The organism is Pseudomonas sp. HD6515, from assembly GCF_024971855.1.
GTDB classification, from domain to species: Bacteria; Pseudomonadota; Gammaproteobacteria; order Pseudomonadales; family Pseudomonadaceae; genus Aquipseudomonas; species Aquipseudomonas alloputida.
The window spans coordinates 1,715,604-1,727,341 of sequence record NZ_CP079827.1; the positions used below are offsets into that span (position 1 = coordinate 1,715,604).

The 11,738-nt window shown below is 61.7% G+C and carries 10 protein-coding genes; all 10 read left to right on the forward strand.

The genetic code is table 11. The features are described 5' to 3' along the window. Positions 1-21 precede the first annotated feature (21 nt). Positions 22-1,344 (forward strand): flagellar hook protein FlgE, encoded by a 1,323-nt coding sequence (gene flgE / locus KW568_RS08035; RefSeq protein ID WP_004575770.1) that lies wholly within the window; start codon positions 22-24, stop codon positions 1,342-1,344. 70 nt (positions 1,345-1,414) lie between these two features. Next, entirely contained in the window at positions 1,415-1,606 is a 192-nt protein-coding gene (locus tag KW568_RS08040; protein WP_003254464.1) for a hypothetical protein, read from the forward strand. Between the two features lie 160 nt (positions 1,607-1,766). Beyond that, positions 1,767-2,507: a flagellar basal-body rod protein FlgF gene (gene flgF, locus KW568_RS08045; RefSeq protein WP_003254463.1), complete on the forward strand. Its 741-nt coding sequence runs from the start codon at positions 1,767-1,769 to the stop codon at positions 2,505-2,507. A gap of 47 nt (positions 2,508-2,554) precedes the next feature. Further along, positions 2,555-3,340 (forward strand): flagellar basal-body rod protein FlgG, encoded by a 786-nt coding sequence (flgG, locus tag KW568_RS08050; RefSeq protein ID WP_003254462.1) that lies wholly within the window; start codon positions 2,555-2,557, stop codon positions 3,338-3,340. A 36-nt stretch (positions 3,341-3,376) separates the two neighbouring features. Further along, on the forward strand, positions 3,377-4,072 hold the full coding sequence (gene flgH / locus KW568_RS08055) for a flagellar basal body L-ring protein FlgH (RefSeq protein ID WP_003254461.1): 696 nt from the start codon (positions 3,377-3,379) through the stop codon (positions 4,070-4,072). A gap of 12 nt (positions 4,073-4,084) precedes the next feature. Continuing rightward, a complete protein-coding gene (locus KW568_RS08060; RefSeq protein ID WP_004575771.1) occupies positions 4,085-5,194 on the forward strand; it encodes a flagellar basal body P-ring protein FlgI in 1,110 nt (369 codons plus the stop codon). Between the two features lie 11 nt (positions 5,195-5,205). Beyond that, positions 5,206-6,360 carry a flagellar assembly peptidoglycan hydrolase FlgJ gene (gene flgJ / locus KW568_RS08065; RefSeq protein ID WP_003254457.1) on the forward strand — a complete coding sequence of 385 codons (1,155 nt, stop codon included), beginning with the start codon at positions 5,206-5,208 and terminating at the stop codon, positions 6,358-6,360. A 12-nt stretch (positions 6,361-6,372) separates the two neighbouring features. After that, the gene (gene flgK, locus KW568_RS08070) at positions 6,373-8,415 is read left to right on the forward strand and encodes a flagellar hook-associated protein FlgK (protein WP_004575772.1); all 2,043 of its coding nucleotides are present in this window, start codon (positions 6,373-6,375) and stop codon (positions 8,413-8,415) included. Between the two features lie 13 nt (positions 8,416-8,428). Further along, a complete protein-coding gene (locus KW568_RS08075) occupies positions 8,429-9,994 on the forward strand; it encodes a flagellar hook-associated protein 3 (RefSeq protein ID WP_004575773.1) in 1,566 nt (521 codons plus the stop codon). Positions 9,995-10,492: 498 nt separating this feature from the next. Then, positions 10,493-11,422 (forward strand): ketoacyl-ACP synthase III, encoded by a 930-nt coding sequence (locus KW568_RS08080; protein ID WP_003254453.1) that lies wholly within the window; start codon positions 10,493-10,495, stop codon positions 11,420-11,422. Positions 11,423-11,738: the final 316 nt, after the last annotated feature.

The following is an 11,738-nucleotide window of genomic DNA, read 5'->3' on the forward strand; positions in this document are numbered from 1 at the left end:
GCAAAACGACAGGAGTTACACATGTCTTTCAATATCGGCCTTAGCGGCCTCTATGCAGCAAACAAGGCCCTGAACGTTACCGGCAACAACATTGCCAACGTTGCCACCACTGGCTTCAAGTCGTCGCGTGCCGAGTTCGCCGACCAGTACTCCAACTCCATCCGCGGCACCAGTGCGGGCAAGACCGTGATCGGCACCGGGGTAAAGACCGCTGCGGTTTCGCAGCTGTTCACGCCAGGCAACATCAACGCCACCGGCCAGGCGCTGGACATGGCCATTGATGGCAACGGCTTCTTTGCCCTGAACGACAACGGTTCGAAGATCTACACCCGTGCGGGCGCGTTCTACAGTGACAAGGCCGGTTATGTGGTGAATGCTTCGGGTGCCAACCTGCAGGGTTATGCGGTCGGCGAGGATGGCAAGATCATCCAGGGCATACTGACCAACCTGCAGATCGACACGTCCAACCTGACGCCGAAGCCGACCAGCCTCATCACTGAGAAGATCAACCTGAACTCGGCCGCGACCTCCCCTTCGGTGACGCCCTTCGATCCCACCAACGCCAGTTCGTACAACTTCACGTTCAATACCCCGGTGTTCGACAGCCAGGGTAACGAACACCAGATGAATCAGTATTTCATCAAGGACGACACGACCAATACCTGGTCGATGCACACCACTATCGATGGGCGCAACCCGGCTGACCCGGCTTCCACCACGCCGTTGGTCAACGCCGTGCCGTTCAAGTCCGATGGTACGCTGGACAAGGATGCAATGACTGCGGGTGACGTCGCGGGCGGCCTGAGCATTGGCGAAGACAAGATCTTCCAGCTCAACGACTGGATCCCGGCACAGAAAAATGCCGCCGGAGAGTGGTCGGCCAATGGCGCCATCGCCAACGCGGACGGTGTGAAGCTGGACATGCTGGGTGCCACCCAATACAACGCGTCGTCCGCAGAAATCGCCAAAACCCAGGATGGCTTCGCCACCGGTGAGCTGTCGGGGCTGAGCATCGACCAGAGCGGCTATCTGTTTGCCAGCTTCACCAACGGCAAGGACAAGGTGATCGGCCAGGTGGCGATTGCCAGCTTCGCCAACCTGCAGGGCCTGACGCCGATTGGCGGTACCAACTGGAAAGAGTCCTATGCCTCGGGCGTGCCGGTGGTCGGCGCTCCGGACACCGGTACCCTCGGCCAGATTTCCGGTGGTGCCCTGGAAGACTCCAACGTCGACCTGACCGGCGAGCTGGTCAACCTGATCAAGGCGCAGAGCAACTACCAGGCCAATGCCAAGACCATTTCCACTGAAAGCACCATCATGCAGACCATCATTCAGATGACCTGATGATTGTTTTGGCTGTGGTGTTTGTAATTGGGGCCGCTACGCGGCCCCAAGAATGTGAAGGTTCACGCCAATGAAGCGGCTGTCGTTACTGGCCTTGTTCCCCTTGCTGGTGCTGGTTCTGCCGGCCCCCGCCGCCCCCGCCCCGTTCTATCAATGGCAAAGCCTGGTCACCGGCCGCTACCTGTGTTCGGCCCACAACCCGGGCAAAGGCTGGGTGCGCCATTCCGGCCCCTACAACAACGCCGCCTGCCGCGCCCATTGAGCAAGCCTTTGCCGCAGGCGGCAAACATCCGCCGACAAACTGACGGTTGTTGCCCTTTGCCGCGCTGAAAGCCCCGTAAAACGGGTGTTTCAGACTTGGTTCAATTATTGCTTGGAACCTGCCCAGTGACAGCGCGGCAGCTACGCGCAGAGGAGAAACTGTGGACAAGTTGCTTTATGTGGCCATGACCGGCGCCAGCCAGAATGCGCTGGCGCAGAAGGCCCACGCCAACAACCTGGCGAACATTTCCACCAACGGTTTTCAGCGCGACCTGGAGCAGGCCCGCTCGATGCCGGTGTTCGGTGACAGCTTTCCGGCGCGTGCATTCGCCATGACCGAGCGCCCGGCCACCGACTTCAGTGAAGGCCCGTTGGTCGAAACTGGCCGCGACCTTGACGTGGCGGTGACCGGCAAAGGCTTTATCGCCGTGCAGGCGCCGGACGGCAGCGAAGCCTATGTGCGTACCGGTAGCCTGAACATCGATGCCCTCGGTGTGCTGCGTGCCGGCAATGGCATGCCGGTGATCGGCAACGGTGGCCCGATCGCCATCCCGCCGGAGCAGAAAGTGGAAGTGGGTGCCGACGGTACCATCAGCATCCGCTCCATGGGTGAAGACCCGCGGGTGATGGCCGAGGTCGACCGCATCAAGCTGGTCAACCCGGACACCAAAGGCCTGACAAAGGGCCTGGACGGCCTGATCCATACCGCCTCCGGCCAGCCGGCCGATGCCGACGTCAACGTGCGGGTGGTGGCTGGCTTCCTGGAGGGCAGCAATGTCAACGCTGTCGAGGAAATGACCTCGGTGCTGGCGCTGTCCCGCCAGTTCGAACTGCACGTCAAGATGATGAATACGGCCAAGGAAGGCGACGAAGCCATGGCTCGGGTTTTGCAAATCGGCTAATCACTTTTGAACGGGTGCCGTAAAACAGGCGCACGAGGAGAACTCACATGCTTCCGGCTCTTTGGGTCGCTAAAACCGGCCTGTCCGCTCAGGACACCAACCTGACGGTCATTTCCAACAACCTGGCCAACGTCTCGACCACCGGCTTCAAGCGTGATCGCGCCGAATTCGCAGACCTGCTCTACCAGATCAAGCGCCAGCCTGGCGCCCAGTCGACTCAGGACAGCGAGCTGCCCTCGGGCCTGCAGGTCGGTACCGGTGTGCGTATTGTGGGCACCCAGAAAAGCTTCGTCGCCGGCAGCCTGCAAACCACCGAAAACCCGTTGGACATGGCAGTCAACGGCCGCGGTTTCTTCCAGGTCCTGCAGCCGGACGGCACCGTGTCGTACACCCGTGACGGCACCTTCCACCTGAACTCCGATGGCCAGATCGTCACCGCCAACGGCTACGCCCTGGAACCTGCCATTGTCGTGCCTAACGACGCCCAGACCTTCACCGTTGGCCAGGACGGCACCGTGTCGATCACCACCGCCGGCAACCCGGCTGCACAGGTGATCGGCAACATCCAGACCGCCGACTTCATCAACCCGGCTGGCCTGCAGGCGATCGGCGACAACCTGTTCCTCGAGACCGCCGCCAGTGGCGCACCGCAGGTCGGTACCCCAGGCCTGAACGGTTTTGGCACCACCTTGCAGCAGACGCTGGAGAACTCCAACGTCAGCACCGTGGAAGAGCTGGTGAACATGATCACCACTCAGCGTGCCTATGAGATGAACTCCAAAGTCATTTCCACGGCCGACCAGATGCTGTCGTTCGTTACTCAACAGCTCTAAGCCCTGTCACTCAGCTGCGCCCGTGAGGTAAGTGTCATGAATCGTCTGTTGTCCGTTTTCGCCCTGGGGGGGGCGGTGTTGCTGGCAGGTTGCGTCGCACCGACGCCCAAGCCCAACGACCCGTACTATGCGCCGGTGTTGCCGCGCACCCCGTTGCCGGCAGCGGCCAACAACGGTTCGATCTACCAGGCCGGTTTCGAGCAGAACCTGTACAGCGACCGCAAGGCGTTCCGGGTGGGTGACATCATCACCATCACGCTCAATGAGCGCACGTCCGCCAGCAAGAACGCGGGCTCGCAGATCGCCAAGACCAGCAAGACCGACATTGGCCTGACTTCGCTGTTTGGTAGCACGCCCAACACCAATAATCCGTTTGGTGGCGGTGACCTTTCGCTGGAGGCCGGTTATAGCGGCGATCGCGCGACCAAGGGCGACAGCAAAGCCACCCAGGGCAACACGCTGACCGGTTCGATCACCGTCACCGTGGCCGAGGTGCTGCCCAACGGCATCATCGCCGTGCGCGGCGAGAAGTGGCTGACCCTGAACACCGGCGAAGAGCTGGTGCGCATTGCCGGTATGGTTCGCGCTGACGATATCGCCACCGACAACACCGTGCCGTCCACCCGTGTGGCCGACGCGCGCATCACCTACTCCGGTACCGGTTCGTTCGCCGATGCCAGCCAGCCCGGGTGGCTGGACCGCTTCTTCATCAGCCCGCTTTGGCCTTTCTGAGTACGGATGACCATGTTCAACGTAAGGCAGCTGATTGCCACAACCCTGCTTTTGTCCTGCGCCTTCGCTGCCCAGGCCGAGCGCCTGAAGGACATTGCCAGCATCTCTGGCGTACGTTCCAACCAGTTGATTGGTTACGGCCTGGTGGTGGGCCTCAATGGCACGGGTGACCAGACCACCCAGACGCCGTTCACCCTGCAAACCTTCAACAATATGCTGTCGCAATTCGGCATCAAGGTGCCGGCCGGTTCCGGCAACGTGCAGCTGAAGAACGTTGCCGCAGTGTCGGTGCATGCCGACCTGCCACCGTTCGCCAAGCCGGGCCAGGTGGTGGACATCACCGTGTCGTCGATCGGTAACTCGAAGAGCCTGCGCGGCGGCAGCCTGTTGATGACCCCGCTCAAGGGTATCGACGGCAATGTCTACGCCATTGCCCAGGGCAACCTGGTCGTGGGCGGCTTTGATGCCGAAGGTCGTGACGGCTCGAAGATCACTGTCAACGTGCCGTCGGCCGGTCGTATTCCGGGTGGTGCCAGTGTCGAGCGTGCGGTGCCGAGCGGCTTCAACCAGGGCAATACCCTGACCCTTAACCTCAATCGCCCCGACTTCACGACCGCCAAGCGCATCGTGGACAAGGTCAACGACCTGCTCGGCCCTGGCGTGGCCCAGGCCGTGGATGGTGGTTCGGTACGGGTCAGCGCGCCGATGGACCCAAGCCAGCGCGTGGATTATCTGTCGATCCTCGAAAACCTCGAAATCGACCCGGGCCAGGCGGTGGCCAAAGTCATCATCAACTCGCGTACCGGCACCATCGTCATCGGCCAGAACGTCAAGGTGTCGCCGGCGGCGGTGACCCACGGCAGCCTGACCGTGACCATCACCGAAGACCCGATCGTCAGCCAGCCGGGTGCCTTCTCCAATGGCCAGACTGCCGTGGTGCCACGCTCGCGGGTCAATGCCGAGCAGGAAGCCAAGCCGATGTTCAAGTTCGGCCCAGGCACCACGCTGGATGAAATCGTCCGCGCGGTGAACCAGGTGGGCGCAGCGCCCGGCGACCTGATGGCGATCCTCGAAGCCTTGAAACAGGCCGGCGCCTTGCAGGCCGACCTGATCGTGATTTGAGGACGGCGCGGATGAATATCAAAAGCCAGGTATCCGGTAGTGCCGACAGCGGCGCCTACACCGACCTCAACCGTCTGAGTGCCCTCAAGCACGGCGATCGCGACAGCGAAGCCAATGTGCGTAAGGTGGCCCAGGAGTTCGAGTCGCTGTTCATCAGCGAAATGCTCAAGGCCTCGCGCAAGGCCAGTGACGTGCTGGCCGACGACAACCCGATGAACACCGAAACGGTCAAGCAGTACCGTGACATGTACGACCAGCAGTTGGCCGTGAGCATGTCTCGCGAAGGTGGCGGTATCGGCCTGCAGGACGTGCTGGTGCGCCAGCTGACCAAGGGCCGCAGTGCAGCGGCCAATACCAGCCCGTTCCCGCGCGTTGATAGCGGTGGTCCGGCATTGTGGGGCAACAAGGTGGCGGAGCCAGCGCATGCCATGGCCTCGTCCGCTACCCGCAATGACGTTGCTGCACTCAACGCGCGGCGCCTGGCCTTGCCCAGCAAACTCACCGACCGCCTGTTGGCCGGTATCGTGCCGTCGGCGCAAACCACCAATAACGCCGCCGTGCCTGCCCGTGACGGTCAGCCAGTCGCCAAGGCCTTCGCCGTACCGGACAACGGCCTGCGCATTGTCGGCCGCGCCGTGGCCCAGCCACCGCTGGCGCCGAACAAGGCTTTCACCGACAGCGACGCCTTCGTCGCCACCATGCTGCCAATGGCCGAGCAGGCCGCCCGGCGCATTGGTGTCGACCCACGCTACCTGGTGGCCCAGGCCGCGCTGGAAACCGGTTGGGGCAAGTCGGTGATGCGCAACAGCGACGGCAGCAGCAGCCACAACCTGTTCGGCATCAAAGCCACCGGCAGCTGGCAAGGCGAGCAGGCGCGGGCGATCACCAGCGAATTCCGCGATGGCCAGTTCGTCAAGGAAACCGCGGCGTTCCGCAGCTACGACTCCTACCAGGACAGCTTCCACGATCTCGTTACCTTGCTGCAGAGCAATGCTCGCTATCAAGGTGCGCTGGATGCGGCCGATAACCCTGAGCAGTTTGCAAGAGAGCTGCAAAAAGCAGGTTATGCGACCGACCCGGGCTATGCGAAGAAAATCATCAGCATCGCCCAGCAAATGCAGTCAACCCCGCAATACGCCATGGCTGGCAGAACCACGAACTTATAAAAGGACTAAATCATGTCGAGCCTGATTTCCATCGGCCTGAGTGGCCTGAGTGCCAGCCAGGCGGCCTTGTCGGTAACCAGTAACAACATCGCCAACGCCGCGACCAGTGGCTACTCGCGCCAGCAGACGGTTCAGGCTGCGGGGCCCTCGCATAACATTGGCGCAGGTTTCCTGGGTACCGGGACCACGCTGGCGGATGTGCGTCGCATCTACAGTTCCTACCTGGACAACCAGCTGCAGACAGCCACCTCGTTGCAGGCAGACTCACTGACGTTCCAGGATCAGATCACCAGCGTCGACAAACTGCTGGCTGACCGTGACACCGGCATCAGCTCGGTCCTTACCGCCTTCTTTTCGGCCCTGCAGACTGCGGCGGCGAAACCGGGTGACGTTGCCTCGCGTCAGCTGCTGCTGACCCAGGCGCAAACCCTCAGCAACCGTTTCAACGCGGTGAGCACCCAGCTGACCCAGCAGAACGCCACGATCAACTCCCAGCTCGACACCATGGCCGGCCAGGTGAACAAGCTCACCGCCAACATTGCCGAGTACAACAAGCAGATCACCGCCGCCAGCGCCTCCGGCAACACCCCCAACAGCCTGCTGGATGCGCGCAGCGAAGCCGTGCGCCAGCTCAACGAGCTGGTAGGGGTGACGGTGCAGGAGCGTGATGGCAACTACGACGTGTACCTGGGCAGTGGCCAATCGCTGGTCACCGGAACCAAGGCCAACACCTTGTCGGTGGAGCCGGGTGTGGCCGACAAGAGCCAGGTTGCCCTGCGCATCAACTATGACTCGTTCAGCTCGGACGTGACCTCGGTGGTGTCCGGTGGCGCCATTGGTGGCCTGTTGCGTTATCGCCAGGACGTGCTGACGCCGTCGATGAACGAGCTTGGTCGCGTTGCCCTGGTCGTCGCCGACAGCATCAATAGCCAGCTGGGGCAGGGCCTGGATGCCAACGGCCAGTTCGGCAGCTCGCTGTTCTCCAGCATCAACAGCGCCACCGCCATTGCCCAGCGCAGCCTGGCCTCGTCGAACAACAGTGCCGGCTCTGGCAATCTGGATGTCACCATCGCCAACAGCGGTGCGTTGACCACCTACGACTACGAGGTGAAGTTCACCAGCGCCAACCAGTACAGTGTGCGCCGCTCGGACGGCACCGACATGGGCAGCTTCGACCTGAATACCGACCCGGCACCGGTGATCGATGGTTTCAGCCTGGCGTTGAAAGGCGGCGGCCTGGCGGCCGGCGACAGCTTCAAGGTCATCCCCACCCGTGCAGCTGCCGGGAGCATTACCACGACCTTGACCGATGCCAACAAGCTGGCCTTCGCCGGCCCTGTCAGCGCGACCTCGGGCAGTGGCAACAGCGGTACTGGCACCATCACCCAGCCGACCCTGAGCGAGTCGCTGGACATCTACGGCGGTGCCGATACCGCGCTGATCCAGCAGTCGATTCGCGATTCGATGCCGGTGCGCGTGGTGTTCGACGCTGCCAGCGGTGGCTCCCAGGGCTACAAGCTGTTCGATGCCAAGGGCACCCAGATTGGTACCGGCAGCGTGGTGCCTGGGCAGGACAACAAGTTGTCCATCGCCGTGCCGATGCTGGATGCGGCCGGCGACCCGATTCTGGATGGTAGCGGTAACCCGCGTACCTTTGCCGTCGAGACCACAATCGGTGGCAGCCCTGCGGCCAATGACAGCTTTACCCTGTCGTTCAATGCCGACGGCAAGGCGGACAACCGCAATGCCAACGCGCTGCTGGATCTGCAGACCAAGTCGACCGTGGGCACCAATTCCGGCACCGGTACCAGCTTCACCTCGGCCTACGCCTCTCTGGTCGAGCGGGTAGGGGCCAAGGCCAGCCAGGCCACCATTGACACCACGGCGACCCAGGCAGTGCTCAAGTCTGCGACCGAAAGCCGCAGCGCAGTGTCGGGCGTCAACCTCGATGACGAAGCGGCCAGCCTGGTGAAGTTCCAGCACTACTACACAGCGTCGTCGCAGATCATCAAGGCGGCGCAAGAAACCTTCTCCACCCTGATCAACGCCCTGTAAGGAGTAGCGGACCGTGCGTATTTCAACTGCTCAGTTCTATGAGACCAGCGCCACTAGCTACTCCCAGAACTACTCCAACCTGGCCAAGATTACCGAACAGGTCACCTCCAAATCGCGCATCCAGTCGGCCGGTGACGACCCGGTCGGCGCTGCGCGCTTGCTGGTGCTGCAGCAACAGAGCGCCTTATTGGAGCAGTACAGCGGAAACATGACCACGGTCAAGAACGCCCTGCTGCAGGAAGAGAGCGTGCTATCGACCATCAACGATGCCCTGCAGCGTGCCAGCGAGCTGGCGATCCAGGCGGGTAACGGGGGCCTGAGCGATGCCGACCGTACCTCGATCGCCAGCGAGATCAAGGAAATTGAAGCCAACGTGTTCGGTCTGCTGAACTCGCGCGATGCCAACGGCGACTACATGTTTGGCGGCTCCAAGTCGTCGACCCCGCCCTATGTGCGCAACGCCGACGGCACCTACAGCTACCAGGGCGACCAGACCCAGCTGAGCCTGCAGGTGTCCGACACCTTGCGCCTGGCGACCAACGACACCGGCTACAGCATTTTCGACCAGGCCACCAACAACAGCCGCACCCAGTCGAGCCTGGTAGCACCGTCGCCGGATGACGGCAAGGTATTGCTGTCTGGCGGCCTGTTGACCTCGGCCACCACCTACGGCAATCAGTTTGCCGCTGGTCAGCCGTATTCTGTCACCTTCACCAGTGCCACCGAGTACAGCGTGAGGGATGCCGCCGGCAATGACATCACCAATGAAACCGCCGGCAAGGGCAAGTTCGACGTCAATACCGAAGGCGGCAAGATGATCTCGCTGCGCGGTGTCGACTTCGAGATCAACCTGAACCTGGCGGAAGGTGACGATGCTGACGCCGTCGTTGCCGGCCATGTGTTCACCCTCGAAGCCAAGCCCGATACCCTCACGGCGACGCGTAGCGCGGGTAACCCGTCGACGGCGCAGGTTACCGGCACCAGCGTCACCGACCCGGAAGCTTACCGTAGCACCTTCCCAAGCAACGGCGCGGTGATCCGCTTCACCAGCGACACCGAGTATTCTCTGTATGCGCAGCCGTACAGTGCCGAAAGCAAGCCGATTGGCTCGGGTACAGTAGGGGCGGGCAACGCAGTGACGGTGGCAGGCGTTACCTACCAGTTCGACAGCGCGCCGAAGCAAGGCGACCAGTTCTCGGTCAATGCCAATACCCATCGCACGCAGAACGTACTGGACACCCTGGGCCAGCTACGCAGCGCTCTCGAAAAGCCACTGGACACACCCGAGGCGCAGGCTGCACTGAAAACCGCCACCGACTCGGCGATTTCCAACCTGGCCAGTGCCCGGGATCGTATCGACATTACCCGTGGTTCGATCGGTGCGCGGGGCAACTCGCTGGATATTCAGGCGCAGGAAAACGAAAGCCTGGGGCTGGCCAACCAAAGCACACAAAGTGCCATTGGCGATACTGACATGGCCTCGGCCACCATTCAGCTGACCCTGCAGCAGGCCATGCTTGAAGCTTCGCAGTTGGCGTTTGCGCGCATTTCTCAGCTAAGCCTGTTCGACAAGATCTAGTCTGCCTGCCTGATCCTGGGGCTGCTGCGCAGCCCTATCGCGACACAAGGCCGCTCCCACAGGTCCTCCTCTCTCCTGGAGGTGGCGTATTTCGGCTGCCCCCCAAGGGTTGGATTGATGTCCAGCTTCTTGGGGCATTCCAGGTCCTCCTCTCTTCTGAAGGTGGCGTTCGTGGGAGCGGCCTTGCGTCGCGAAAGGGCCGCTAAGCGGCCCCATCGATATCTGCTGCGAAGCTGATCATTCGGGGTCCAGTACCCGCCCGGTCATTCCGCAAATTCCCCAGTCCCCACACCCTCGCCACGGCTTTCGTAGCATTTCAATGTGACCAATGAGTCAAAACGCTCATCTTCCCTGTATTCTATGCAGCAGCTGTTGCAGCATTTTGTTACCGGTGCGCAGGCGAGCCCTGGCTACAACCCCTGGCGGTGACCGCTCCGGTATTTGGCGCCCTCAATTCATCGAGTGGTGGTCTTTGGCTGTTTTCATTGGGAAGCCAGAATGATTGGCATCAAAAGCATTGCGAGTTACGTGCCCACCGCTGGCCTGGACAACTACGTTCAGGGTGCGAAGTTCGGCAAGGACGAAGAGTTCATGTTCGGCAAGATCGGTGCGTCGTTCCTGCCGCGCAAGGCCGAAGAGCAAGAAACCTCCGACTTGTGCGTAGAAGCCGCCCAGGCGCTGTTCGCCAGCAACCCCGACCTTGATCCGCAATCGATCGATGCGTTGATCGTGGTCACCCAGAACGGCGACGAAGAAGGCCTGCCGCACACCGCAGCCATCGTCCAGAGCAAACTTGGCCTGTCTACCCGCGTGGCGGCGTTCGACGTGTCGCTGGGCTGCTCCGGCTATGTGTATGGCCTGTATGCGATCAAAGGCTTCATGGAGGCGGCAGGCCTGAAGAACGGCCTGCTGATCACCGCCGACCCGTATTCGAAGATCGTCGACCCGGAAGACCGTAACACCACCATGCTGTTCGGCGACGCCGCCACGGCAACCTGGATGGGTGAAAACGCGGTTTGGAACCTGGGCCAGGCGCGTTTCGGCACTGATGGTTCCGGTGCTGAGCACCTGAAAGTCAGCGACGGCAAGTTCTTCATGAACGGCCGCCAGGTATTCAACTTCGCCCTGATCAAAGTGCCAGCGCACCTGCACGAGCTGCTGGACGCCAGCGGCCTGAAGTCGTCGGATATCGACGCCTTCTGCATCCACCAGGGCAGTGCGGCGATTGTCGACGCCGTGGCGCGACGCTTTGAAGAGCAACACCCGGAGAAGTTCGTCAAGGACATGCTGGAAACCGGCAATACGGTGTCCTCCAGTGTTCCGCTGCTGCTGCAGAAGCATATGCTCGATGGCAGCTGGAAGCGCGTGGCGATCAGTGGCTTTGGCGTGGGCCTGTCGTGGGGCTCGGCCATCCTGTACCGCGACTGATCCCCTGTCAGCCCACAAAAGCGCCCGGCGGCCACCGCCCGGCGCTTTTTTTGTGCCGAAAATAAACTTCTGCCTGACGCAGCCCATTGTAGGAGCGGGTTCACCCGCGAAGAAGGCAGCTCGGTCTATGGCACCGGCTTCGCCGGTGTTCGCGGGTGAACCCGCTCCTACAGACGGGATGAGGCATTCAGCCCCAGTTCGAACAGTTTTTGACGCCAATAAACCGCCCTTAACCCCTTGATTTCTCAGGGCTGGCCCCATGCCAGTATTTTTTTTTTGAAAAAAACCTCAAGCAACCCGCGCACCCGACGATAAC